Source organism: Halodesulfovibrio sp. MK-HDV, assembly GCF_009914765.1.
GTDB lineage: Bacteria > Desulfobacterota > Desulfovibrionia > Desulfovibrionales > Desulfovibrionaceae > Halodesulfovibrio.
Genome location: NZ_WYDS01000013.1, coordinates 1 through 26,856, shown reverse-complemented (window position 1 = coordinate 26,856; position 26,856 = coordinate 1). Strand labels below are relative to the sequence as shown.

21 protein-coding genes, 1 pseudogene and 1 riboswitch are annotated in these 26,856 nt (G+C 47.2%); of the genes and pseudogenes, 18 read left to right on the top strand and 4 right to left on the bottom strand.

Going from position 1 to position 26,856, the window contains the following annotated elements; all coding sequences use genetic code 11:
- Positions 1-234 precede the first annotated feature (234 nt).
- A complete protein-coding gene (locus MKHDV_RS11220; protein WP_160715323.1) occupies positions 235-1,713 on the top strand; it encodes a DEAD/DEAH box helicase in 1,479 nt (492 codons plus the stop codon).
- A gap of 525 nt (positions 1,714-2,238) precedes the next feature.
- On the opposite strand, the gene MKHDV_RS11215 is transcribed toward MKHDV_RS11220, so the two are convergent.
- Positions 2,239-3,477 carry a peptidase U32 family protein gene (locus MKHDV_RS11215; RefSeq protein WP_160715321.1) on the bottom strand — a complete coding sequence of 413 codons (1,239 nt, stop codon included), beginning with the start codon at positions 3,475-3,477 and terminating at the stop codon, positions 2,239-2,241.
- A gap of 11 nt (positions 3,478-3,488) precedes the next feature.
- On the bottom strand, positions 3,489-4,355 hold the full coding sequence (locus MKHDV_RS11210) for a PHP domain-containing protein (protein ID WP_160715319.1): 867 nt from the start codon (positions 4,353-4,355) through the stop codon (positions 3,489-3,491).
- Between the two features lie 251 nt (positions 4,356-4,606).
- Between MKHDV_RS11210 and MKHDV_RS11205 the strand changes: the two genes are divergently transcribed.
- The 5 genes from MKHDV_RS11205 to MKHDV_RS11185 all read left to right on the top strand — a co-directional run bounded on the left by MKHDV_RS11205 (position 4,607) and on the right by MKHDV_RS11185 (position 7,290).
- The gene (locus MKHDV_RS11205; protein WP_160715317.1) at positions 4,607-4,810 is read left to right on the top strand and encodes a Trm112 family protein; all 204 of its coding nucleotides are present in this window, start codon (positions 4,607-4,609) and stop codon (positions 4,808-4,810) included.
- 99 nt (positions 4,811-4,909) lie between these two features.
- Entirely contained in the window at positions 4,910-5,323 is a 414-nt protein-coding gene (locus tag MKHDV_RS11200; RefSeq protein WP_160715315.1) for an Hsp20/alpha crystallin family protein, read from the top strand.
- Between the two features lie 5 nt (positions 5,324-5,328).
- Positions 5,329-5,691 carry an Hsp20/alpha crystallin family protein gene (locus MKHDV_RS11195; RefSeq protein ID WP_160715313.1) on the top strand — a complete coding sequence of 121 codons (363 nt, stop codon included), beginning with the start codon at positions 5,329-5,331 and terminating at the stop codon, positions 5,689-5,691.
- A gap of 22 nt (positions 5,692-5,713) precedes the next feature.
- Positions 5,714-6,259, top strand: coding sequence for a phosphodiesterase (gene yfcE / locus MKHDV_RS11190; protein WP_160715311.1), 546 nt, complete (start codon positions 5,714-5,716; stop codon positions 6,257-6,259).
- An 8-nt stretch (positions 6,260-6,267) separates the two neighbouring features.
- Positions 6,268-7,290: a tRNA-dihydrouridine synthase gene (locus MKHDV_RS11185; RefSeq protein WP_160715309.1), complete on the top strand. Its 1,023-nt coding sequence runs from the start codon at positions 6,268-6,270 to the stop codon at positions 7,288-7,290.
- Positions 7,291-7,818: 528 nt separating this feature from the next.
- Here the strand turns inward: MKHDV_RS11185 and MKHDV_RS11180 are convergent.
- Both MKHDV_RS11180 and MKHDV_RS11175 read right to left on the bottom strand, forming a co-directional pair.
- Complete coding sequence (locus MKHDV_RS11180) at positions 7,819-10,254, bottom strand: acetate--CoA ligase family protein (RefSeq protein ID WP_160715307.1); 2,436 nt, start codon at positions 10,252-10,254, stop codon at positions 7,819-7,821.
- Complete coding sequence (locus tag MKHDV_RS11175) at positions 10,254-11,033, bottom strand: IclR family transcriptional regulator (RefSeq protein WP_160715305.1); 780 nt, start codon at positions 11,031-11,033, stop codon at positions 10,254-10,256. Before MKHDV_RS11175 ends, MKHDV_RS11180 begins: the two co-directional genes overlap by 1 nt.
- Before the next feature lie 691 nt (positions 11,034-11,724).
- Here MKHDV_RS11175 and MKHDV_RS19205 point away from each other — a divergent pair.
- The 12 genes and pseudogenes from MKHDV_RS19205 to cobI all read left to right on the top strand — a co-directional run.
- Positions 11,725-12,200: pseudogene (locus tag MKHDV_RS19205) on the top strand (sigma-54 factor interaction domain-containing protein); the annotation flags it as partial.
- 216 nt (positions 12,201-12,416) lie between these two features.
- Complete coding sequence (locus MKHDV_RS19200; protein ID WP_371416027.1) at positions 12,417-12,746, top strand: helix-turn-helix domain-containing protein; 330 nt, start codon at positions 12,417-12,419, stop codon at positions 12,744-12,746.
- 97 nt (positions 12,747-12,843) lie between these two features.
- The gene (locus MKHDV_RS11165) at positions 12,844-15,717 is read left to right on the top strand and encodes a tetratricopeptide repeat protein (RefSeq protein WP_160715303.1); all 2,874 of its coding nucleotides are present in this window, start codon (positions 12,844-12,846) and stop codon (positions 15,715-15,717) included.
- A gap of 44 nt (positions 15,718-15,761) precedes the next feature.
- Complete coding sequence (gene amrB / locus MKHDV_RS11160; RefSeq protein WP_160715301.1) at positions 15,762-16,595, top strand: AmmeMemoRadiSam system protein B; 834 nt, start codon at positions 15,762-15,764, stop codon at positions 16,593-16,595.
- A 53-nt stretch (positions 16,596-16,648) separates the two neighbouring features.
- Complete coding sequence (locus tag MKHDV_RS11155; protein ID WP_160715299.1) at positions 16,649-18,244, top strand: ATP-binding protein; 1,596 nt, start codon at positions 16,649-16,651, stop codon at positions 18,242-18,244.
- 3 nt (positions 18,245-18,247) lie between these two features.
- Positions 18,248-19,951, top strand: a complete 1,704-nt coding sequence (locus MKHDV_RS11150) for a sigma-54 dependent transcriptional regulator (RefSeq protein WP_160715297.1) — start codon at positions 18,248-18,250, stop codon at positions 19,949-19,951.
- Between the two features lie 506 nt (positions 19,952-20,457).
- On the top strand, positions 20,458-21,540 hold the full coding sequence (locus tag MKHDV_RS11145; protein WP_160715295.1) for a nucleoside recognition domain-containing protein: 1,083 nt from the start codon (positions 20,458-20,460) through the stop codon (positions 21,538-21,540).
- Positions 21,541-21,575: 35 nt separating this feature from the next.
- Positions 21,576-21,753, top strand: a riboswitch (cobalamin riboswitch).
- 173 nt (positions 21,754-21,926) lie between these two features.
- A complete protein-coding gene (locus MKHDV_RS11140) occupies positions 21,927-22,811 on the top strand; it encodes a sirohydrochlorin cobaltochelatase (protein ID WP_160715293.1) in 885 nt (294 codons plus the stop codon).
- 3 nt (positions 22,812-22,814) lie between these two features.
- A complete protein-coding gene (locus MKHDV_RS11135; RefSeq protein WP_160715291.1) occupies positions 22,815-23,882 on the top strand; it encodes an iron ABC transporter permease in 1,068 nt (355 codons plus the stop codon).
- The gene (locus MKHDV_RS11130) at positions 23,882-24,679 is read left to right on the top strand and encodes an ABC transporter ATP-binding protein (protein WP_160715289.1); all 798 of its coding nucleotides are present in this window, start codon (positions 23,882-23,884) and stop codon (positions 24,677-24,679) included. Before MKHDV_RS11135 ends, MKHDV_RS11130 begins: the two co-directional genes overlap by 1 nt.
- A complete protein-coding gene (locus tag MKHDV_RS11125; protein WP_254060464.1) occupies positions 24,591-25,571 on the top strand; it encodes an ABC transporter substrate-binding protein in 981 nt (326 codons plus the stop codon). The genes MKHDV_RS11130 and MKHDV_RS11125 overlap by 89 nt, the downstream gene beginning before the upstream one ends.
- Positions 25,571-26,284 carry a precorrin-2 C(20)-methyltransferase gene (gene cobI / locus MKHDV_RS11120; RefSeq protein ID WP_160715287.1) on the top strand — a complete coding sequence of 238 codons (714 nt, stop codon included), beginning with the start codon at positions 25,571-25,573 and terminating at the stop codon, positions 26,282-26,284. The genes MKHDV_RS11125 and cobI overlap by 1 nt, the downstream gene beginning before the upstream one ends.
- The last annotated feature ends 572 nt before the right edge of the window (positions 26,285-26,856 follow it).

Below are 26,856 nucleotides of genomic sequence, written 5' to 3'. Positions count from 1 at the left end.
AAAAATATTTCATTTGCGAGTGCTCTTCGTTTCTTATACTACGATGACCATCAGAGTGAGATATTGCCATATGTCTCAGGGGCACTTGCCCAAAGACATCATAAAAGCGCCTACAGCTGAATGCTGCGCAGTCGCAAACTGATGACGTGCACTCAGCTAACTTCAATCTTAAACATTTCAAGCGCAAATACTGCATATCCTACGCTGAAAAATGTCGAATAATAAAGGACTCCCATGACCACGCCCGAAATAAACGCCGACGAACTTGAAAAAGCAACCGAAGCTGAAACTACCATTGAAGCCGAAGTTGAAACTGATACCGAAACAGAACAGCCTTCTTATGAACAGTTCTACTTCGATCAGTTTTCATTTGATCAGCGTATCCGATCAGGCTTAGTTGCCTGCAAATTTACCAGACCGACTCCTGTTCAGCAGGCTGTTATTCCTGCCCTGCTCAAAAGACAGGACACCATTGCCCTTGCAAACACAGGTACAGGCAAAACAGCAGCGTTCCTTCTTCCTTTGCTCCAGCACTTAGCAGCAGAAGACGCACTGAAGCGCGGTCCAATTCGTGCGCTCATTCTCGCACCGACCCGTGAGCTTGCTCTCCAGATTCAGAAAACCTGCATTGACCTCGGCCAACAGACCGGCTTCCGTTGCGGAGCTGTCTACGGCGGTGCCGGTGCCACGCCACAAAAAAAAGCCGCAGCTGCGTCTACAATTATTGTAGCAACACCAGGGCGACTTCTCGATTTTATTAATCAGAAAGAAATCCGTCTCGGCGGCGTTGATACGCTCATCATTGATGAAGCAGACCGCATGTTCGACCTCGGTTTCTTGCCTGAAATTACAAAAATTCTGGATCACATTCCGTCCAAGCGTACAACTGCATTCTTCTCTGCAACCATGCCGAAGCCTATCGAGCATCTGGCATGCACCTACACCAAAGACCCTACAGTTATTGATGTACGCACAGATGAAGCAAAGCCGGACATCTCACACGAAATTTACACCGTAGCGCCGCATCTTAAAAAGAAACTTCTTTTAGCATTGATGCCGCTGCTGCTTAATGATTCTGACGAGCTCGTACACAAACAGAAACGTGCAGAGCACAGCCCGCATTCCAAGGAAGACGGCGGTGTTATCATTTTTACTAACACCAAAGAAACCTGCCGAGAAATCGAACGTTTTCTTTCAGGTAGATTTGGCGATGTAGCTGCGCTGCACAGTGACCTGTCACAGTCAAAACGAAACAAAATGCTTGCAAAAATGCAGTCAGGTGAAGCACGCGTACTCGTAGCAACAGACCTCGTTGCACGCGGTATCGATCTTGACCACATCACGCACATTGTTCAGTTTGACGCACCGTCTCATTCAGACATGTACATTCACCGTGTTGGACGAACAGCTCGTGCATACCGCAAAGGTACTGCCATTACCTTAATCGGTGAAAAAGACCTCATGGAAATGCTCCAGATGGAGCAGGAGATCGGCAAGGCTTTCTCAATGCGCAAACTCGGCAACTTCAACTACAACGAACCTGCCGGTAACAATATCAACATCGATTACCGACACAAGACAAGCCTTAGACGCAAGCCACAGGGTAGCTCTCAAGGTAAAAAATCAACTGGCGGACACGGCTCTAAACCGAGCAGTTCCCGTAGTTCAAAGCCAAGCAATTCGCGCAGCTCAAAGCCGCGTGGCAAACGCTAGGCTTTTGATAGGTTAGTTATTGCCATTGCCTCCGGCGGCGCTTTTCAGCGGGATGCCTCCGGCGGCTGGGCTGAAACTGTTCCACTGTCTTTATCCGTAATCTCTCATTCTTTGAGAACGGCTAAAGCTTTGTAAAAAGTTTCCCCCAGACCCGTTACACTCTCTTCGTCCGTAAAACTCGAAGACTCGTTAACGGTCAAAGGCCTTCAAAAACTTTTATTAGCGCGTTACGCCCGTAGATTATTTTTCTCGCGGCTTAATTCCACTGACTTGAATAAAAAAAGGGCTGTCCTACAATATGTAGGACAGCCCTTTTTCATTTTAAGAAAGGTAGTGGAGCGTAAGCCGCAAAGTTCCGTAAAGAACGTGCTGACCTCGCAGATAAAAGTTTTTGGAGAGTCCAGAGAATCCTTTTTACTTAAAAAGGTTCTCTGGCCGCCGGAGGCAAGCACCGCAGGTTCGCCGGAGGCATCCCGCTGACAAGCGCCGTCGGAGACATAAAATAGTACAATAAAGACAGCAGGCCTATCCGCGCAGGAAAAGTCCTTCAGAAAAATGCTCACTTTCGCATCGGATAAACCCGAACATACCGGGATGTACAACATCGACAGCTTCACCGCGATGGTTTTCCAGCTGGAAACTTCCGACTGGTAACACTGGGCGTTTAAGTCCGGGTACCATCACTTGCACTGGTCTGTCTGCTCGGAACGGAGAGCGCACAGCGATTTGCCATTTGCTGTCGTTTTCTTTTTGCACGAGCTTGGCGACGATTGGCGTACAGTCACTCTTCGGTAACGGGGACACGGATTTTCTGTGTCCTTTTGGTAAGAAGAAGCCTGTGCTTAAATTTCTTGATGCAGTGTTCTGCAGTTCACGGATGTAATCATCGTAACGGAACTGTTTGGTGGCAACGTCGTTGATGGCGGTTCTGTAGACATCCACTACGTGTGCTACGTAGCTTGGAGTCTTCATACGCCCTTCAATTTTAAGAGACGCGACGTTGTTTTTGTGGAACCAGTGCATGTATTTTACAAGACAAAGATCTTCGGGTGCCCAGAATGCACTGTGTGGTCCTTCGTGGGTTATATCCCAAGTTGGCCCTTCGCGCATGCCTTCTTCAACGGTCAAACGCATGTCTTGTACTTCAAGACCTTTGTATTCGAACCGGCACGGATGCGTGCATTCACCTAAATTCGCAGGGCGCTGATTCATCCAAGATGAGAGCAGACAACGACCTGAGAGTGCTAGACACATTGCACCGTGAACAAACACTTCAAATTCCATTGAAGGGTATGCTTTTGTAAGCTTGCTGATGGCATGTGCACCAAGTTCACGTGCTACGTTAACGCGCTCGATTCCGAGATCATGCCAGAATCCTACAGCTTCACTGTTGGATGTGTTTGCTTGTGTGCTAAGATGGATAGACTTGTTCGGTGCTATGCGGCGTGCCATACGAAGCACACCGGGGTCAGCAATGATGAGCCCGTCTACACTAGATTCAGCAAGATGTTCAAGAGATTCTTCCACACCGGCAAGATGCTGTTCATGCGGCAGAATATTGAGGGTATAGTAGATGGAAGCATTTTTAGCATGCGCTTTACCGCAGGCTGTTTCCAGTTCTTCCCAGTCAAAACCGCCGGAGCTTGCGCGCAGGCTATGTTTCTTTCCACCAAGATAACACGCATCAGCACCGTAAAGCAGTGCGGATTCGAGTCTGTCCATATCTCCTGCTGGACAAAGCAGTTCAGGCAATTTTTTAATCATAATATTCTTAGCTAAACAGGAAGCCCCTGCTTGCGGCGTAGTTCTTTTAAGTTATCGAGCACACTGTGCGGCACATACAATCCACCCTTACCACGACCAAGCGTAATATTAGGCTTCACCGCGCCGTGATAATCCGAACCGCCGGTGAGTGCAAGTCCATGTATGGCTGCAAGTTCAACAACAAGTCTAGTTGAAGCAGCCCCATGCTCGCTGTGATAAGCTTCCAACGCATCCAATCCGTGTGGTTTTAGCGTTGCGATTGTATCACTAAGATACTCTGTAGACTGACGATGAATGCACATATGCGCCCATGAGACTGTAGCTCCTTCCTCTTTCAGCAACTTAACGCCCTCGATAGGATCGAGTACTTTTTTAGGAACATATGCTTTGCCACCATCGCACAACATATCTTCAAAAACTTTTTTCACGCTTTTGAAATATTTTTTATTAACGAGAACCTGAGCAATATGTGGACGACCAACAGAACCGTCGCCTGCTGCTTCAAGTACTTCTTCGTAGGTAATGTTCATACCGAGAGTCTGAAGCTTTTCAACAATAATTTTGTTACGCTCAGCTCGGTACCCGCGCAACTCACTCATTATAGATTGCAGCTTGGGAGCCTTGGGATCAAGCCACAGACCGAGAAGATGAATTTCGCCGAACTCTGTTTTCACTCCAAGCTCACAACCGGCAATGACTTCTACTCCGAGCTCTTTACCGGTTTCCATAGCTTCTTCAACACCCGCTACGGTGTCATGATCTGTTAAGGCAAGTGTGGTTACATTACCTTTTTTTGCCAGCCTAACCAGCTCTTCGGGAGAATCGCTTCCGTCAGAAGCTGTTGAATGCGTATGTAAATCAATATATGTTCGCGCCATAATTCCTTCCATTCATAGAACTATGTAACAATGTGTATGTTTATTTCTTTCATCATACTAATTACGCCTGCGCTTTGTGGCTTGTCAAATGGCGAATTGATGACGATATGTATCCTGCTCATTTTATATATTCTTATTAGATATTTTTTCAAAATTATACTACGCCGCTTCCTGTTGCTGTACGTACAGTAACTGCGTATACTAGCCCTTCTGCACACTATGTGTGTATATTTTTTTTAAGGAGTCCCACTGTGACTGTTCAAGCTGATTTGTTAAATATTCTCGCCTGCCCTAAATGTAAGAATTCACTGAAACTTACTAAAGATAAAGACGGACTATCCTGCTCAAAGTGTAAAGTTGTATACCCTATTCGTGAAGATATTCCTGTGATGCTGGTTGAAGAAGCCGTTTCACAAGAAGCATGGGACAACGGAACACGCGACGCACGCAAGTAGCCTATTCCCTTACTGTTTAGTCGTTGACCTGCGTGCCTTTGCGTACCTTGACGGATTGCTGTCTCTGCTTATGATATATGCTGAAAGGAGAGCCGGATTATGGTTATTAACTATGGATCGTTTTACGACTTCCCTCATCTGTTTGATAAACTGATGAATGATTTGCACGACCCGCAACTCACCGCCCCACGACGCTCCACGTTTCCCCCGCTGTACATAAGCGAGGATGACACAAGCGTGTTTGTGCGGGCTTTACTGCCGGGTGCTGCAATGGAAGATGTCGAGTTGATTATTGAAGACAATACGCTTGTCCTGAAAGGCGATCTGAAGCCAATTCAAGGAAAATACCACCAGCAGGAGCGCCCGACAGGGTCATTTCAGCGGTTGGTAAAAATCAACGTACCAATCCATAAAGACGGCATTACTGCCACCATGAAATCCGGTATGCTGTTTGTTCAGCTTCCTAAGTCCACGGCAATGCAGCCGCGCACAATCCATATTCAACCAAGGTAGTGGCTATGCAGCAGATGCCTAAAATAATGGGAAAACGCCCACGAATACAACCACCGGCAGATTTTGTTGAACGCGAAGACGGGTTCTATCTCTATCTCGATATGCCGGGAGTGGACAAAGAAAAGTTGCTTTTAGACATTGAAAACGACAAACTCTCGATTCAAGCCAAGTCCGATTTCGGACTCACCGCCGGTGAACGTGTACACTCCATGGAATTTGGGGAAGTGGAGTACTGCGCGCGGTTCGAAGTAAGCGAGCTTGTGGACAAAGAGAAAGTAAGCGCAAAGTTTGAAAACGGCGTGCTCACGATTTATCTTCCTAAACGGATAGAAGCGCCGCCTAAGCGGATAAAAATAGAAGTTTTATAAAAAATTTAAAGACACACACTTAATGAAAATTTTATTTATCTCAGATTTGCACGGTTCTTACGACCGTGCAAAAACTGTTTTGGACAAGGCAGAAAATTTTAACCCAGACTTTATTGTATTGCTTGGGGATCTGCTCTACCACGGCCCTCGTAATCCTCTTCCAGAGGGACACGACCCTAAGGCAACTGTTGTTCTGTTGAACAGCTACAAAGACAAAATTATTGCGGTGCGCGGTAATTGCGATGCTGAAGTCGATCAGATGGTACTCGACTTTCCAATGATGTCTGATTTCTCATGGCTGGTAGCAGACGGTCGTCGCATCTTCCTGACACATGGACATTTATGGAATCCGGAAAATATGCCTCCGCTCACTGCCGGAGACACGTTTGTGTACGGTCATGTTCACCGTCCTAAAGCATACACCGACGAAAACGGCATCAACATTTGGAACCCGGGTTCCTGTTCGCTCCCTAAACAGAGTGACCGTCCTACCTATGCTACATTTGAAGACAACACATTCCGCGTTTTTGAATTAAACGACACCTGCATTCTTGAACAAACTTTGTAGGGGCATGCATGCACGCTACTGAATCTTTCTCTGCGCCTATTACTCTGCGCGGCAGAACCATCCAGAACCGCTTATGTCTCGCTCCAATGGCAGGACTCGGACACGTCGCCTATCGCGCAATTGCTGCGCACTACGGCGGATACGGACTATTGTTTACCGGTATGTGCAGCGCACGCGCAGTGCCTACCGAAAACCGACACAAGTCCCCTGTATTCAACTGGCAGGATGAAGAGCTACCAAAACTGGTATGCCAGCTTTTTGGTGCAGCACCAGACGACATGGTTATCGCTGCTGAGCGCATTCAAGAAGAAAATTTCTTTGGTGTTGATATCAACATGGGCTGCTCTGTTTCGCCAATCGTAGGAAAACAATGCGGTGCGGATCTCATGCGAGATGTTGACCGAGCCTGCGAGATGGTAGAAAAAATGCGCAAAGCTGTGGACATTCCGCTGTTTGTTAAATTCCGTACAGGTTGGACAAACGAATCAGGACCAGCCGTAGCTTTTGCAAAGATGCTGGAGCAAGCAGGTGCGGATGCCCTAACATTTCATCCACGAGTCGCCCCGGACAGACGTACAAAACGTCCGCGTATCGACGACATCAGGCTTGTAAAAGAAGCCGTCTCCATTCCTATTTTTGGAAACGGTGATGTATGGGACGTGCCATCAGCACAATCTATGATGGAGCGTACAGGGTGCGATGGTCTTGCCATCGGTCGTGGTGCCATATCTAAGCCGTGGATATTTGCAGAACTCAGTGAAGGATTCGAGCCAACACCCGAGACCTACAAAGAAACTCTTTTCATGTTTTTGGATCAAATCGAAAAATGGTGCGATCCTACCCGCGCAATCAAGCTCTACAAAAAATACTGCATGTATTTTGCCGCAAACTTCTTTTACGGCAACCGTCTTTTTGGGCAGTTGATTACTGGCGATTCCATGGAGAAAATGCGCGAAAACGCTGAACGTTGTTTCGGAGACACAATCCCGAAAGTTGGTAAGAGTCTCAATTCTCTTATGATGAACCGTTAGGTTTATAAGTTTGCTCGTTACCGTTAGTTGCGAGATAGAGACTTGCCTCCGGCGGCCTAGGCGCTTTATGCTTTTGTCTTCGACGAGCCTCCGGCGGCTTAAGAACCCTTTAAAAAGGGCTTTCTTAAGAATCTCCTAAATTTTTTAACTGCGAGTTAAGCTCGTTTTTTACGTAGCCTCCGGCTTATGCCTCACTACCTTTCATATAAAAAACGGGCTGTCCTATCTAAATAGGACAGCCCGTTTTTTTGTTTCATTATATGATGTAGTCTTAAACCGCAAAAGCGTGGAAAACATGCCAACAACTTATCGCTTATAAAAAGCTTTAAACACTCTTCCAAACAACTTCATCGAACAGTTATTCATAAGTTTAACAAACTATGTGTAGGCACCACAAAAAATCAACCCTTTAATCACGGTCAAGGGGGCGTCCCCTTGCGGGTGCTTGCGCCAGTGGCCGTTCACGAGGAACGAGTGCTACGGACGCCAGTCCCTTGTGGAGGCAGAGCCTGCCCGCCGGAGGCAAATCTAACGAATACCACACCCACCACAACGGATGGATTTAGCATGCAAACGTGACTGAACATAGCGCGCCAACGCTGCCACTGCTCTGTCAGCAGTTTGAAAAACAGGAACCCCTGCTTCATTCAAGGCTTCGCGCATCGGCTCAAACAGCATACCACCATCAGATGCACATACAAGCGGCTTATCGGATTGTTTTGCTAATTCCAACGCACGAGACAGCACGCTCTCTTCATTGTGCATGCTGAACGGCTCGCCCTTCTCGGTATTAAGGGACTGCATCATTGGGCTGAGCGGAGTTAACGCCAAGACCACTGCATCCACAGTAGGTTCATCAAGCATGATTTTCGCGATTTCCACGTGCAACTCATCATCCCCTGCTGGAGTAATATCCATTGGGTTTGAAATAGACACAAGGGATTCCAAACGCTTTTCTTTCAATAACGCTCGGAGTCCATTGTTAGCTTTTTCAGAAAACGGTGCGAGCTTCATGGTAAAAGTGCCCACGTCGATGCTGTCAGCCATGCTTACAGCTTCAAACCCTGCACCACTGATCGCGCCAAGACGGTTACCTTCCACTTTTTTGGAATGAAGTGTTTCCGCAAGCACAAAAAGATCCTGAAATTGTTCGACTGTTTGCGCTACAACTGCGCCTGCCTGTCGAACACAGCTTTCTGCCACCATGTAGTCGCCAGCAAGCGATGCAGTGTGTCCACTGGTTGCAGATTTGCCTTCAGGTGTGCGCCCGGCTTTGTAGAATACGACCTCTTTACCAGCCATCACTGCTTCACGCACGGAACGACAAAATGCTAATCCGTCAAGATCGTTAAATCCTTCTGCATACACAGCGATCACATCAACATTGTCATCATCTTTAAGGTAGGTAACCATATCGCCTAAAGTAAGGTCGGTCTGGTTGCCCATTGAAATCATGTAATTCGGGGAAAGGTGCGGATAACGGCTGAGTCCGAAAAGCATAAATGCTCCGCTCTGGCTAACCAGTGCGGCACGACGCGGCGTTCCAAGACCATTCTTTGGAAACTTATCTTCAGGGATGAACCATGTATTGTACCCACCCGGACGAGAGACGATACCCATGCAGTTTGCCCCGATAAATACAGGGCCGCCATCGCTGGATTCATGTGCTTTATTGATTTGCGCAATCACCTGCTGTGCACGTTCGTAACTTTCTTCTGTTTCTCCAAGTCCGCCAGCAATCAGCATCACACTGCTTGCAGCGTCTTTTTCGATAACTTCATCAACAACAGCCGGAAGATGTTTGGCAGGGACAGCCACAACGAGCAGATCAAGCTTGCCTTCTGCATCCACGGAAGGAATGCAACGCACTCCGTCAATTTCATCACAACCATCACGGATAATACGCACCTGCTCTTTAGGGTATCCCTCTGCAAGCACATTGCGAAGAATGATACGTCCAAAATTTTCACGGGAAGCAGACACGCCGATGATACCTATCGTCTCCGGATGAAGCAGATTTTTAATTTTAGCAACAGGACGGGGTGTTATAGCCTTCTCCGGCAGGGAGAATCTGCACAAACCGTCTAACGGAACCATGAGGAAATCTGTAAATGCAAACGGATTGATTTCAAATTCATCTATAATAAATGGAGCTTCAGGATTTGTCGGGGAATAGTAGTTCGCCAGCAGAATGCAGGCATCAAAACATTCCAGCAATTGATCATCAGATACAATACGTTCCTGACCGCGTGTGCGTCCGGCTAGTTTTTCAAAAGAAATAGTCTGTCTGAAATGATTAAAGAACGCTTCGCCATCAGTCAGTTTTGTTGATGCTGCAACAATCGCCTGACTTTTTTTAAACCGTTCCGCGTACAACTCAGCGTCAGTACCGCCAAGCCCAGCACTTAAGACCATTCCGAACTCACGGGTTCTTCTTAGACCGACAATAAGTTCGTTGCCGAATGTATCAGAATCCGGCGGCATGAACTGTACAAGCAGCACACCTTTCAAATCCAGAGAAATCGCTTCTTCTAAAGCACTACCGGAAAGTCCGGCGTATTCTTCAGGAGATGCTTCAGGATTCTGCTCGATCCAACGGGCATACTTCTCCGGTACTTCGTACATCATACGGCGCCACGCAGAACGAATCTTACTTGGCTCACGTTCCACAATACGTACTCCGCCCACTTCCGTTTTATGCACGATAGTAGGTGAGATAATTTTAAGCACAACTTTTTTACCGGGAAGACTCATCAGTTCATCATCAGACGGACGAGTTCCCCGTGGAATCAGTTTAACCTGCGGCGGAGTTTCGGAACCGATACTCTCCATAACACGATATACTTCGTGCTCGTATAAAGAGGTACGCCCTTCTATATGCGCCTGTGAAAAGATTTCTGTAATTGCGTCAAAATCAATATGAGCTGTAGTCTTCGCGTGCGAAAAGGCGTCGTAATTCTGCATTATCTTTCATCCACAAATTTCGGCTGTGCTCTGTAGCCCATCTGCACAGAAATCTCTGATGCAACGTCTAAGAGCCGGTTTGCAAAACTGACAATATCTGTTTCCGGACCAATAATATCGCTGGTACCACTTACGCTGATTCCACCGATGACCTTACCTTCTGCACCAAAAACAGGTGCACCAATCGTATTAAGATGAATAAGAGTTTCACCAAGAACTAGCGAATAGCCCCGTTCGCGGGTTGCACTAATTTCTTCATGCAACTCCACTGGGTCGGTAAGTGTTTTAGGGGTATAAGGAAGCAACTGTACAGTTGCCAAGTGCTCCACAAGTTCACGCATAGGAAGCTGAGACAAGATAGCCCTGCCCATGCCTGTGCAATACGCCGGAACAGTGGGACCTATGTATGAGGAAGGATGCCATTCCTGATGATCAGTACTTAATGTTGTTAAAATTGCATTATGGTACATCACCCCCACCCTGCCGATGGTATTGGAATGCTGGGCAAGGTAGGTAACAGGCGTGGCTGCCTTTCGGTTAAGCTCGTATGTAGCGGACTGCAACGAGCCAAGCTCCATAAGCTTCAGACCTAATTTATATTCTTTTGTCGCAGGATTCTGCGCCAAATAATCACTGTTAGCCAAAGCTTTTACAATGCCGTGTGTTGTGCCGATAGCAAGATCAAGTGTCTTTGCAATATCACTCACACGCCAGCTTGGATTTTCAAATGTGAACAACCCAAGTACTCGGGTTGCGCGTTCAATAGATTGTTGGGACATAGTCTCTTCCTCGACATTATCGAATTGTTTTCGAAAAAGTATACTTTCCTTCAAACTGCTGTCAACGCAACTACAGTATGATGTATACCGCAAAACTACATATGGGTATAAAGGATTACCAATAAGCTTGCATTTTTTATGAACATAGTTCACTAGCAATGTCACCGCAACTGATGATGAATACAAAGAAAGAACATTTACATTTGTCACTGTTGTATGGAAAAAATTTACTTTTACTTTTACTAAAGTTGCAAATGCCGTTCTAAAGTTTTTTTTTACTTGTCTTTGAGCCGTCAAAATATACTGCAAAAAATACAAGTTGTACGCCAAATTATACTATTAGAACTCTTACTTAATGCAACATCATCTTCAACCAAACAATTTTGTATACTGCTCTATATATCGTCCATATCCACCCTGTACACACCATTTATGATTTTCTTTTGAAATAAATTACTTAAATTTTTAGTACAATTTTTTTCTATTTATTCATTCTAAAAAACTAAATGGTACATTCGTCAGTAAGTAAAATTGCTAGTGATGCAACAAAAAACTTGCCTTACTTCTATTTTCAAATAAGGTAAGCTTCTATATACGTTGGGAAGTTTTCTATTGACTAAAAGTCATAAAGTTGACAGTCATTAGTCCAAGGGGATGCGTTAGCAGGGGGACGTAATCAATCGGAGAGGAAATGAGCCTGAACAAACTTGGAACGATTGGACAGTCATCTGTCATGCAGGATGTCTTCAGCGTTCTTGCCAAAGTAGCCCCAACAGATAGTACCGTACTTGTAACTGGTGAATCTGGTACTGGTAAAGAATTACTAGTACGCTCACTACATGCAAACAGCACCCGAGACAGTGCACCCTTTGTTCCCATTAACTGCGGAGCATCCCACGCGACCTTCTTGAATCCGAACTCTTCGGCCATGAAAAAGGCGCGTTCACTCACGCTATTCGCTCTCGTCCCGGTCGCTTTGAACTAGCGGACGGCGGCACGATTTTTCTTGATGAAATCGGCGATATGGATCTGACACTTCAGGTCAAAATATTGCGCGTACTTCAAGAAAAAGAAATCGAACGCGTTGGCGGTTCATCCATCAAAAGCGTAGACGTACGAGTAGTAGCAGCAACCAACCGCGATTTAGAAGTTGAAGTTGCTGCCGGACGTTTTAGAGAAGACCTTTATTACCGCCTGAACGTTATTCCCCTTCAGTTGCCCGCCCTACGGGAGCGCGACGGTGATATACTGTTGCTTTGCGACCATTTTTTACAAAAATTTGGCGATAAACAACAGCGTCCACGACTTACACTATCACCTGACACTCGCAAAATCCTTGCAGCATACACTTGGCCCGGAAACGTCCGCGAGTTGGAAAACTTTATGGAACGCATGACTATTTTATGCGACTCCAATTCCATTACTCCGGCAGACTTGCCTCGCAAGATCCTTGATCAAGTAGGAGTAATTGCTGAACTTCCGGAACCGATTTCACCAGCACCCGTTCGTCCACAGCAGGCCGGATTCCAATGGCCGTGCATTCAGGATTTGAACGAGCAAAAGCTTCCACTTAAAGAATTCCTCGATGCTGTCGAAGAAAAATTGCTATTGGAAGCCCTCCAGCAAGCGAATGGCATTAAAAACCAAGCCGCTGAGATCTTAGGCGTAAAACGCACCACTCTTATCGAAAAGCTTAAAAAAGAAAAAAATTGATTAAACTTTCCAAAGCGTTGCGATACAACCTATACAACATTGGGTTTTCAGGGTGCATTGCGTCCGTTTCTTGCACATTAATTGCAATGAGATAGCTGTGATAAAACATAATAGTTCCAGACTGATCTGGCTCATAGTGGCGGTAGGATATCTGTCGGTTGCATTACCCGCAGAAACACAGGCTGCATCTTGGTATTGGGGCAAACATCTAAAGTTTGAACGCCTTGTTATTTCTTTTGACGCCCCAGTCAAAAACTTTACGCTCTCCCGTACCGGGAAGAATGAGCTAACTTTTGTCACGCCTCAAATAGAGCAGGCCGTCAAATCTTTTACGCCCGCAAACAACGGGCAACGTATCAGGAACGCCAAGTTCCTTGCTGCTCCTAAAGATGCAGGAAAAACATTGCGCATTCGTACTAAGCTCAATGGATTCCGCTTCAAAACAAGCAGAGCAGCCAATAACAAAATCGCTATTGATATTTACCCTGACGGCAAAAGAAAATTTTCCCCTTCTGATGCCAAGAAAAATGAACAGGCTGCCGCCAAAAAATCGGCACCTGCCACAAAACCAGTTGTTACAAACCAGCAGCCGGAACGTGCAGCAGATCCTGTTGCTCAGCAGAAGCCTGCTCCATCACGTATTAAAGCAGCACCTAACCGTACAGGTGGAAAAAAGCCTTTTTTCACTGCCGACAATGCGTTTCGCTCCCGTGTAAACACCGGTGGCCCTGAGACATGGGTTCCTGCGCCGCAAGTACAGCAACCACAGGCAGAGACACCTTTGGTTGCGCAAGCTGAAACTAATCAGCCTGACGCGGTACAGCCAACACCTGTTCCTAAGCCTGCACCAGCAGCAATGAAAGAACCTACGCCACCAGTGGCCAAGGTTGCCATTCCTGAAAAAAAATTAGAAAAAGTAGTCAGCTCTGAAAATGCAAATACCGAAGTGGTATGGGTGGATAAAAATGGTAACGAAGTGGCACCGCCGCCAAGTCCTGAACGCCTCCTTAAACTTGCAAAAACAGCTCTGAACAACGGAGTATACTCTGAAGCTCTAGATACATACAAAGAGCTTAAACGAGTACCGACCCTGACCAAAGAACAGCGTGATGAAGTGCTTAACGGCATTGCTGACACACTGTACGCAGCCGGCAAGAACGATCTTGCTAACAACTACGAAAAAATTATTGCCGCTACTACTGAGGCAATGAACTTTGATCTTAAAAGCCATAAAGTTCCCAGCCATCTGTTGCGACTCGGGTACACCAACTTAAAAATTGGTAATATCCGTGAAGCAGGAGCGTACTTTAATATCCTGCGCCGCAATTATCCTAAAGATGATCTCGTTCCTGCTACCTATTACTATTGGGGCGAGCATTACTTTAAGGAAAAAGACTGGCAGAATGCAGCGGATAACTTCCAGTACATTGTACAGAAGTTTCCAGATACCAAGTTCGTTCGCGAAGCTGGTGTCGGGCTTGCAAAGTCCCTGTATCAACTTGCTTACTACGATCAGGCATACCAGATTGTAGACTACGTTGGAAAACGCTGGCCACGCTTCTACCTCGACTATCCACCATTCCTCAGTCAAATGGGTGATGTTGCGTATCGTCTTGGCAAAGCGGATGAAGCCCGTATGCATTACTGGACGTACTACAACATTGATCCGGACGGCGACGATGCCGACATGGTTCTTGCTCGCCTCGGCGACATCTACCTTGAAACAGAAGAATTTGATGCTGCGCGCGAAATCTATGAAGAAGCTGTACGCAAATTCCCAGATCGCGATGGTGGTCTTGTGTCACTCATGCGTCTTGCTGAAGAAGGCAAATACGACACTCCAACCATTTCCGGTATGTTCTCTGTGTTCGATAAGCCATACAGCTTAAAACCTCTTGAAATCTACTCCAAGATTATTGAGGAATATCCGAATAGCCGACTTGCACCACTTGCCCGATTGAAGAAATCAATCTGGTACCTGTGGAACAACCAGCATCCGGAAGCTCTGGCTACCGCATCTTCCTTTATGGAAAAACATCCGGATCATGAGCTTGTACCTAGAATCAAAGAAGTTGCCATGCGCTCATTCAGCGTACTGACAGCGAACAATATTAAAGAAGAAAACTACGAGAAAATTCTGCAGATCTGGGATGACTTCCCTATCGTGCATAATCAGGAACCAAAGCTTACCCCTGAAAGCCGCGTGGCGCTTGCTCTTTCCATGTGGAAAAAGAACCAGCCTACAAAAGCGTTGGAAGTTCTCGACCCGTTTTTCCAGCAACTCAAAGTTCCCGAATATTCAGAAATGGGGCTTAGCCTTGCTCTTTCCGTGTACGTAGACAACGAACGCTGGGGTGATATTATTGACCTCACTCGTCGTGTCGAACTTTGGGAACTGAATAGCGAAAGCAAAAACCAGCTCGACTACGCAGTAGCTCTTGCATACGAAAACCTCGATCAGCCTGATAACGCTGTGGCCTTGTGGACACGCTTAAAGAGCATTGACGACATGCCACGTACCAAGGAAGCATATATTAATTACTTCCTTGCCCGTGATGCTGAGCGTCGCGAAGATTTCGAACCGGCATACAAGCTAGGTATGGCAGCGCTTCGTTCATTTAAAGAACTTGCTAGAAAAGATCCTGAAAAAGCAGATACAGAAAAAATCAGAGATTTATTGAACTCGCTCATGGATATTACAGAGCGTACGGGTAGGTCTGAAGAAGCTCTTGAATGGGCTAGAGAACTGGCACTTGCTGTACCTGAAAAAGATCCGGGCTATCCGGCAATGCGTTACAGAATTGCTTCGCTTTACAAGAAGACCGGCGATACCAATAAATGGGAAGATATTCTTAACCAATTGGTTACCGCCGACCCTAAATCTCTGTACGGAAGAATGGCAACATCTGACCTGACAACACAAGGCTTGTCTAAAGATGCTTCATCATTCTCTCCTACTGGAAGTCTGTAACTCTCTGGAGCCGTAGACAATAAACGCTTTGTAAGGGGAATATCATGAAGAAAGCAGATACAACCGCTGCTCGACGTTCACCTGTTGTTGCAGGTCAATTCTACACTGCCAGTCCGCAAAAACTGCGGGCAGAAGTGGAAGTATTCCTTCAACGTGGCACAAAGCGCAGTGCACGCACTCTTCTTGCTATGGCTCCCCATGCTGGCTATATGTATTCCGGTAAAACTGCCGGCTATACTTTTGGTTCATGCAATCTTAGTAATACAATATATCTCCTCGGCCCGAATCACACGGGTCGAGGAGCTCCTGTTTCAGTATGGAGCGGCGGCGATTGGGAAACTCCACTTGGCGTTGTGCCAATCAATATTGAAGCTAGAAAACAACTTCTCGCAACAGGTTCCTTTTTTGAGGCAGACACGCTTGCCCACACTAACGAACACTCGCTTGAAGTACTTCTCCCGTTCATCCAAGTTACCAATCCAAACGCTACAATTGTTCCTATTGCTATTGCCACGAGCAATCAGGAAACTCTCGCGTTTGTCGGCACTGTCCTTGCTGGAGCATTGCAACAAAATCCGGACAGCAGCATTGTCGTCAGCTCAGACATGAGCCACTACATTTCTGCCGATGCAGCAAAAGAGCTTGATACACTCGCCCTTTCCTATGTTCAGTCAGTTGACGCTCAAGGCTTGCTTACCACAGTTGCCCGCAACAACATAAGCATGTGCGGCGTGCTTCCTATGACAGCCGGACTCATAGCTTGTGAGGCACTTGGTGCATCACGGGCTGATATTCTTGAATATACATCGTCCGGCGCTGTAACCGGAGACAATTCTCAAGTTGTAGGATACGCAGGCGTGGTCATCGACCGCCCATAACACCGCGCAAGAACGCCATTGCCATGTGCTTGCTGGGTGCGTACTGTGCGCCTATGTCTACATCTGATTCCAACAAATCCTCCCGCCACATTCACGTACGCCCTTCCCAGAAGGACGAAACTGACGTGCGCAGTTTTTTTGACAACTCAGTCGAGGGAATGTTCCGCAAAGCTCGTAACGGGCGCTTTATTTTAGCTAACCCAGCGTTGGCTAAAATTTTTGGATACCCATCCCCCGGAGAAATGCTTCGTAATTTTCCTGTCGATCAGGACAACGTCACCCTTGATGCCGGGAGATTTTTAGATCTGCTGACAGAGCTCAAGAAGAAAGGCGAAGTCAAAAATTTCGAAATGCAATTTCGCAGACGTGACGGCCTACTCATGTGGGTACTCATAAACGCACGCACTGTGTATAACGTAAAAGGCTCCATTAAATTTTACGAAGGAACTCTTGTAGACATTACTGAACGTAAGGATGCAGAGACTGAACAGGCGATTATTGACGAACAGATTCGCCAGTCACAACGCATGGAAGCCATCGGCATTCTCGCAGGCGGCATCGCATCCGACTTCAGTACGCTCATCCGGCCTATTGTAAGCAGCACAGAATCTGCCCTCAAGCAAAGCTCCGGTAACGAACAGGTACAGAGCAACTTGAATACAATCCTCGGCGCTGCAAATAGCTCCATGGCTCTCATCAAAAAATTTCAGACAATCAGCAGACAAGGTCAGGGGGAAATGCGCCCCACTACCCTGCAACCGGTTTTGGCAGAAGCCCTCAGCGACTTCCGCTCTATACTTCCTCCGCATATTCTGCTTCTGGAAGAAATTAGCGCCAACAACCGAACAGTTCTGGCAGATGCCGGACAGGTAAGACAGATCATCGACAATCTGCTTGAAAATGCACGGCTGTCCATTACTGACAGCGGCACAATTACAGTGCGCATGGCAGAAGTAGAATTTGACGAACGCACCGGTGCTTTTCGTGCCGACCTCATCCCGGGAAAATACCTTCGCGTTACGGTTCAAGATTCTGGCGTCGGGGTTCCTGAACAATTACTTCCACGCATTTTTGATCCATTTTTTACGACCCGTGGGGCAGATGACGCCCAAGGACTCGGACTTGCTGTTGCACACGGCATTGCCCGCGCTCACGACGGGGGTATCACCGTACTTTCTGAAGAAGGACTTGGTTCTACATTCTGCCTCTACATTCCATTTTATGAACAGGAAATTGATCAGTCGCGACCAATTGCACCGTCACCTAGATTAGGTAGCGAGCGTATTCTACTCGTATCTCCAGAGGAACAGGAAATTCGAAAATGGCGCAGCCTGCTTGTTCCTCTCGGATACCGCATTGAAGCTGTTTCCGGCAGTGTTGAAGCATTACGCCTGTTTCTTGAATCACCTGATACGTTTGATCTGATTATCCTAACATTTGCTATGCCGCAGATGAGCGGACTGGAACTTGCTCGAATCCTTCTCGGGGTTCATCCGGAAACCCGCCTTGTTCTGTGTGCAGATCCGACTGACCCGATTACAAGCGAAATTGCTATGGGAGCCGGTGTACCAACCCTTGCGCATAAGCCGCTCGACACAAACAGCATTTTTCAGCTGGTGCAGTCCGCACTAGAAGACCATCAGGAGTAGGCAATGGCTCGCGTTCTCATCATCGATAACGACCAAGTTTTTTCCGAAACTCTGGCCTCCATTGTCACAGGTCTCGGACACCGCAGCAAACAAGCTAAATCTCTTAACGAGGCTTTTTCCTCGGGTCGCAAGCATGACACGGACATTGTGTATCTTAATACACAGCTTCCAGACGGTAACGGCCTGCTTGCCATCGCGCAGCTGAATGCCATGCGCGGGCATCCTGAAATTATTGTAGTGACAGGTACCCCGACACCTGACGGTGCAGAAAAGGCCATCCGCAATGGTGCCTGGGATTATGTTGAAAAACAAAGCTCCGTTGACCGCATGGTGCTTCCACTTATCCGCGCCATTGACTACAGAGGTAAACGCCCAGCTAAAAACGGAGTTGTTAAGCTCAAGCGCAGCGGCATCATCGGCGACAGCGCCGGTATTAAAAAATGCTTGTCGCTTGTTGCAGAAGCCGCATCTTCTGATGCTTCCGCCCTGCTGCTTGGTGAAACTGGTGTTGGTAAAGAAGTTTTTGCAAGAGCTGTCCACGAAAACAGCCTTCGTGCTACCGGCCCGTTTGTGGCGGTAGACTGCGCATCAATGTCGCGTACTCTTGCAAGCTCAATCTTGTTCGGTCACCGCAAAGGTTCGTTTACCGGTGCAGATAAAGACAGGGAAGGTCTAGTAGCACAATCCAACAACGGTACTCTTTTTCTTGATGAAGTTGGCGAACTGCCACTTGCCATTCAGAAATTTTTCCTACGGGTATTGCAAGAGCATCGATTCCGTCCAGTAGGCGCAAGAACTGAGAAAACATCAGACTTTCGTCTCATCTGCGCTACCAACAGAAACCTTGATGAAATGGTTGCCCGCGGCACATTCCGCAGTGACCTTCTATTCCGAATCCGAACTGTTGTTATGGCATTGCCCCCTTTACGCGAGAGAACGGATGACCTGCCACGACTCATTGAGCACTATGTTAAGCAGCTCTGTGGCAAATACGGTATGCCAGCAAAAGGTATTTCTCCAGACCTGCTCGATGTGGCCTATGAATATTCATGGCCGGGGAACGTGCGCGAACTGATACACACTCTGGAACGCGCAGTACTTGCCGCTAAAGACACTACCAAAATTTTCAGCCGCCACTTACCGGATCACATTCGTATTAATATTGCCAGAGCCGCTGCTGACAAAATGCAACGTGAAGACAAAGATATTCCGTTACACAATGGTGCATTCTGTACATTATCAGAAGCGGAAAACAGTACGGACGGATACACAGCTCGCCTTGCAACTTCACCGATGGAACAGACACCTCCGATTATTGTGCGACCTGATAACTCTCCGAATACGTTAGGGATAAAGACCTCAACAGACACCGTGAGCGAACACAATAATACAACGCGACCTGCACCATCTTTGGCACAGGTTGATGATATGGCTGCCAATCCCATATCGCCACAGTTTGACACGGGACAGCATACACAAAATTCCGCGAACACGGACAAGGCATCACTTCAGTCCGTGATCACGGACACTCTTGTAATTCCTGATTCCATCACGCCTTTTTTTGAATTTAGAGATGAAGCATTCTCACAATATCTACAAAACCTTATGGCGTTAGCAGATGGAAAAGTAGCCACAGCTTGCCAATTGTCCGGTCTTTCCCGCTCCTACCTATACGACCTGCTGAAAAAGCACTCCGTAAAAAAGTAGTCTTTTTCTCGCACAAGCGCGACTCGCTATCAGCATTAAACACAAATCGTCCGAGATTGCGGACTACTTATCCGTAATCTCGGACACTCTAATCCTTTTTGTACCACTTACCGTTGAATGTCCTTATCATTTATAACCATATCTAATTTTCTACATTCTTATAAATAGGTTATGACAAACGGCACGCTTCTTGATATATAGAGCGCAGTGCAGGAGGAATGGTCTACTCCTGAAAAGAAATTTCCTCATGTGTCGGACAAAGTTGGGGGAAGCTACTTTTTTCGGACCGGCGAAAACTACCCGGTTTCCTTAATCGCATGTCGATTGAAAAAATGCGCGCTACAGCTTGCTGTGGCGCGATTTTTTTTGCACAAAATTCCGCGCTCTATTTTCTACATAACAAGCTACTATTCCAGAAAATTATCGATAAATATTCTTATTTCAAGCATAACTTACTTACTTGAAATTACTTTTTGTGTGGCGTACCACCACCTCAAGGAGATTCCATGTCACACGCATCAACCAACATCTCAACCTCTGCCCCTCGCAAACGCAAATCCAAAAGCCCAGTAAAAGCGCTTGTAATTGCCGCTATCTGTTCGCTAACAGCACTAGGTGTCATCCTTTCCAATGACCCAAGCTTGCTCACGTGGGGTAAAGCATGGCCAGGACTACTCCGCCCGCTCCTTCGGATGCTCGGCTTTCTCGGCATTGGCCTTATTGTTGGTATTGCGGTTGAAGGCATGGGCTGGGCACCACTTCTTGCCACGTTGGTGCGTCCTGTCATGCGCTTCGGGAACCTGAAAGATGAATCCGGTGCGGCATTCACAACCGCATTTTTTTCAGGAACAGCTGCAAACACCATGCTGATGACGTTCTGGAAAGAAAAAAAGATCTCCCTGCAGGAAATGAAGCTGAGTTACCTTATCAATACAGGACTACCAGTCTTTCTCCTGCATCTCCCGACCACATTCTTTATTATTGTACCGATGACGCGCACAGCGGGAATAATATACCTTTCTCTCAACGGCTTTGCTGCTCTGCTCCGCACGCTCCTGCTACTTATCTGGACGCGAATAAAACTCGCGCCCCATGCGACAACATCACCTATAAAAAAACAACCAGCGCATAGAACAACTTCCGCTGCCAAAATTTTACAGGCATTCCGTAAACGATTTATCCGCATCTGTACCATTACCGCTCCAGTATATTTCCTCATCTACGCCTTGAATCAGGCAGGCATGTTTGAATATCTTCGTACAGCCGCAGCAGGTTGGGTTACTTCTGCCTATCTTCCTGTTGAAGCTGTCAGCGTTGTTGTATTTGCAGTGGCTGCGGAATTCACAACAGGTATCGCAGCAGCGGGCGCTCTTTTAGACGGCGGAGCACTTACCACATCACAGCTTGTTCTGGCTCTGGTTCTTGGAACAATTGTCGCCACACCAATCCGCGCACTGCGTCATCAGTTGCCATCGCAAACTGGTGTCTTCTCTTTTAAGATCGGCTTCCCGATGTTACTCATGAGTCAGGCATTACGCATCAGCAGCCTCATCTGCGTAACAATCTTGTATCTTTGGATTGCCGGTTAGTAATATCACTCCTTGACCGGTCAATTTTATTACGTGTACAGTGCCTCACTTCAGGTGCTCATTGAGCCTAATAGGGAATCCCGTTTAAATCGGGAGCGGTCCCGCCGCCGTAAGTTTTATTCAATTTTTCTCCATATTGTACCACTGGTTTTACTGGGAAGGTCGGAGAAAAAGAAACAAGCCGGAAGACCTGCCTGATACTTTGTACATATTCACACCACACCTGCCATCGAATCTCTCCCCCCTTTTCACTTCGGCAGGCTGTGAATATTCGGCACGTTTTGCAGGCACGGGGCCTTGTTATGCAAAACACACTTCGCTATCGGTGCGTACTTTGCACTGTCCAAGCGTTATATTTCCCGCCCCAAACGTTGGAGGCTTTTGCCATGATCCGCAGTCGTTCTTTACGACTCATGCTCGCTGTTGTCCTTGTTTTCGTTTTGTCATTCCCTGCTTTTGCTGGTCACGGACAAGTCGAAACTCCTAAAAAGGGCATCCTGCTCGTAGCGTTCGGTACATCCGTACCTGAAGCTCGTGTATCTTTAGAAAACATTGGCGAAGAAGTTGCCAAAGCTTTTCCGGATACTGAAATCCGCTGGGCATACTCTGCTGCCATTATTCGTAATAAGATCAAACGCACAGAAAACATGATTGTTCCTTCCCCCGCTACTGCTCTCGCGCAGATGGGTGATGAAGGTTTTACACATGTTGCAGTTCAGTCCCTGCAGACAATTCCGGGACAAGAATTTTCAGACATCAAAAAAACTGCTAGCGCATTCAATGGCATTCCTAAAAGCATCAGCCACATTGCTGTGGGCACACCGCTTTTGAATTCTCCTGCTGACGTAGCTTCAATGGCAAAAATCTTGCCTGCTACCGTTCCAGCTAAACGCAAAAAAGACGAAGCAGTTATCTTTATGGGCCACGGCACACACGATCCGGGCAACATTTACTACCCGGGTCTCGCTACCTACCTCAGTGAAGAAGATTCCAACATCTATGTTGGTACAGTTGAAGGCTACCCTGCTCTCGACAACATCATTCCTAAGCTGAAAGCTAAAGGCATTAAAACAGTTTGGCTCATGCCGCTGATGTCTGTTGCTGGCGACCACGCACGTAATGATATGGCCGGTGCGGAAGATGACAGCTGGAAATCTATTCTTGAAAAAGAAGGTTTCAAAGTACAGACAGTGCTTAAAGGCACCGGTGAGTACGATGTTGTTGTTGCCCAGTGGGTCGCGCACTTGAAAAAAGCATTTAATTCTCTGTAAATCATGATCAGCTCAGCAGACATCGCTCAGCGCCGTGCCCGTCGGTGCGTCATTTTTGCCAGCATCACAGCCTTTGTCTGTGTGGTGTCTGCTGTTCTGGCTTCTGCATACGGTCCACTGGATATTCCAATCCAGCAGGCATTCAATACGTTAGTGCAGCATATTTTTCCAAGCACTCACCCCGCTGAAACAACTAATTCAATTGTTGTGTGGGAAATCAGATTCAGCCGCGTTATCCTGTCCCTACTTATTGGTAGCGGCCTTGCTATCTCCGGAACGGTCTTTCAAGGAATTTTACGCAACCCGCTTGCAGATCCATTCACTATCGGTGTTTCCAGCGGAGCAGCCTTTGGCGCATCCGTCGCCATTTTCTTTGGATTTTCAGGCGCTATTCCATATCTTGCAGGAATTGGCATTGTCCCGCTTGCCGCACTTACCGGTGCACTGCTTGCCCTTGGAGCAGTCATCACACTCGGTAGCATGGGCGGCCAGCTTAAACGCGATGCTCTTGTTCTTGCCGGTGTTGTGGTTGCAACCTTTCTTGCCGCGCTCATATCTCTCATCAAATCACTCGATGAAGATTCCGTCGCATCTATCGTATTCTGGATTATGGGAAGCTTGCAGGGAAGAAGCTGGCAGCATGTGCAGCTTCTTTTACCTTGGTATGGTCTTGGAGTAGCCATCATTTGGCGGTTCTCTCGAGAGCTGGACATCCTTTCACTTGGTGAAACGCAAGCACAGCAGTTAGGTATGAATGCCAGCCGTGTTCGTCTCTGGCTGCTTGTTGGAGCCAGCATGATCACCGGTGCGTCTGTCGCGGTTTCCGGTGTTATCGGATTTGTCGGACTTGTCGTGCCGCACCTTGTGCGTCTTGTACAAGGCGGTGAACACAGACCATTACTCGTAAGCTCCGCGCTTATTGGCGGACTGCTTCTCCTATGGTCTGATGTTCTCGCTCGAACAATTCTTCCTGAAGGTGCCGAACTGCCGGTCGGTGTTGTCACAGCATTACTCGGTGGCCCTTTCTTTTGCATGCTTCTGCATCGCACCATGAAACGGAGCAGCCAGTAATGACCGCTCGAATCAATATACAAAATCTTTCGGCGGGATACTCAAGTACACCAGTGCTGCACGATGTTTCTCTTTCTATTCAGCAAGGAGAAATGGTGGGGCTGTTGGGGCCGAACGGGAGCGGTAAAACGACCCTGTTAATGTCGCTTTCAGGAATCAGAAAGCCGCTGAAAGGTTCAGTAACGCTGAACGATACGAATCTATTACAGATTCCAGCAAAACAGCGTGCCGCTCAGATTGCATCCGTGCCTCAGTACACAGGTGAAACGCCGGATATTGAAGCTCTCTCCCTTGTGCTTATGGGACGATACCCGTACATATCTGCCCTCGGAGGATACAGCGCTGAGGACAAAGAAGTTGCCTTGACCTGTATGAAAGAAACAGCCACCGAAGGCTTTGCCTACAGGTCTGCGCGCGATCTTTCCGGTGGAGAATTTCAACGTGTTTTAATCGCACGGGCACTGGCTCAACAAGCCAAAACAGTACTGCTGGACGAAGCCACATCAGGCCTCGACATCGCACGTACCATTGAAATATTTGATTTGCTAAAACAACGGCACCACACAGGTACCACCGTCGTTGCAGCAATCCATGACATCAACCTTGCAGCCCTTTACTGTACAAGACTTGTGTTTCTCAAACACGGTCGCGTAGTACTGGACGGCACAGTTGAAGATGTTTTTACAGACGAAAACCTGACGACAATTTATGACACACCAATCCATACATTCAAGCATCCGGTTACCAATGCACCTCAAGCATTTTTTACTCCCGGTTCTGCTGCTACTCTTCGTTAGTACAGCCTTCGCGAGTAAACCTTCACCGGAAGGTCTCCCTACACCTGTCAGCATCACAGATGATCTTGGCAGGACTATTGTGTTGCAACGCCCTGCAACACGAATAATTGCGCTGTATGGAGCATTCAACGAAATGCTGGCAGAGCTGGAGAAAGAAGACACCATCGTCGCCCGAACTAAGGCCGACGCCCTGCCGCCTTCTATTCTATCAAAGCCTTCCATTGGAACACACATGCGCCCTAATCCGGAGCTTGTGGCAGGACTGCGACCAGACATTGTACTCCAAATGGGTGGCCGGAAAAAAGCACTGGAATCTGTCCGAATGCTCGAGCAACTCGATATTCCCGTTGCCTTTTTTTCCATAACTACGTTTGAAGAACTTTTTTCCGTCATAAAGCGCCTCGGCACGCTTACCAATGCCGAAGACCAAGCGACGCTTGTATGCAACGCCCTCCAAGAACGACTTGTTCGGGTTCAGCAACAACTTGTAACAGTTGAACACAAGCCTTCCGTATTTTTTGAAGTGCGATACCCCAACCTTCTCGGTGCAGGGAACGCATCTATTGTTAATGATATTATCAACCATGCAGGTGGCACCAACATTATGGATGCCTCTGTAAAATTGGTTCGCATAAACGAAGAGGAAGTCATCAAGCGTGATCCGGAAGTGTACCTTATTCAACAAGGTGCCATGAATCCGAATCCGCAACCGATGAAAACGCGTGCCCATTTTCGCACCATTAATGCTGTGAAAAACAACCGCGTCTACATTATTGATGAATCAAGCTACTCACGGCCCGGCCCTAGAGCCGTGTCCGCCGTGGAAGAGCTGGCAGCGTTGCTGCATCCGACTCGAATGCAACCTACTTCCCATATTTCAGGAGACATGTAATGCCCGCTTCCTTAGGCACACTATACGGCATCGGGGTTGGTCCCGGTGATCCGGATCTGCTTACTATTAAAGCTGCCAAAGTTTTAGCAAACGTTGATATCGTTCTTGCTGCATCATCCACAAAAAACGATTACTCAACCGCGCTCTCTATTGCAGAACCGCACATGCAAGCGGACGCCGAAGTCGTGCATCTCGGCTTTCCAATGACACGCGATGAAAAAGTCTTAATGGAAGCATGGGAGCACAACGCAAAAATCGTTGCTGACCTTCTCAAGCATGGTAAAAACTGTGCGTTCCTAACCCTAGGTGATCCGCTCATATACTCAACATTCGGATACCTGAAGCGCACTCTCGAAGTCATCAATCCAAACTTCAACATCTCAGTAGTGCCAGGCATCACGTCCTATCAGGCATCAGCTGCACGCACCGGAACAATTCTCTGTGAATCCGGCGAAAACCTGCTCCTCGCATCAGGCGTTCGTGCAACCGAAGACACCAAAAAACTTTTGCTCAGTGTGGATAACGCCGTTATCCTCAAAGCCTATAAAAACTTTGCAGAGCTTAAAAATCTTCTTCAAGAAACCAATAGAAAAGATTCCGCAATCTTTATCTCACGCCTTGGTATGGATGGAGAAATCATCGCACGTAACATTGATGATGCACCAGAAAAACCACACTACTTCTCACACATGCTTATGCCTGTAGAAAAGTAACTACGAGCGTTGATTACGACGCATGCTCGGACAGTTTTTTTTGCCTCCGGCGGCTGGGCTGAAAACTGTTTCACTGTCTTTATCCGTAATCCCTCGTGCCTCGAGAACGGCTAAAGCTTGAAAAGTTTTCCCCCAGACCCCCTTTCAAACTTTTTGTTTTGCGAGGTCTTTCTTTTTTTAAGATTACCTCGCGGCTTATGCTCCATTACCTTTCGTAAAATAAAAAAAGGCTGTCCTTCATATGAGGGACAGCCTTTTTTATTTATTCAAGTAATGAATCGAGCCACGTGAATATTTAGCTATGTCCACTTCGCATAATAAAATACTTTAATATTATTAAAAGCGAGGTAGCTTCTTCGTGGCTTCCAATGAGATAAGTTACGTGCTGAACTCACGTATAATCGGGTCAAGGGGCGAGCCCCTTGCGGGAGGTGCAGGAGGGTGGAACCCTGCCTGCCCGTCGGAGACTCCTCGAAGAGCCGCCGGAGGCACCCACACACACACCTACGCACGTCCGCACGTACGCACCAAATAAAAAATATTAATCAAACCTCAAACACAATCATCGCCCC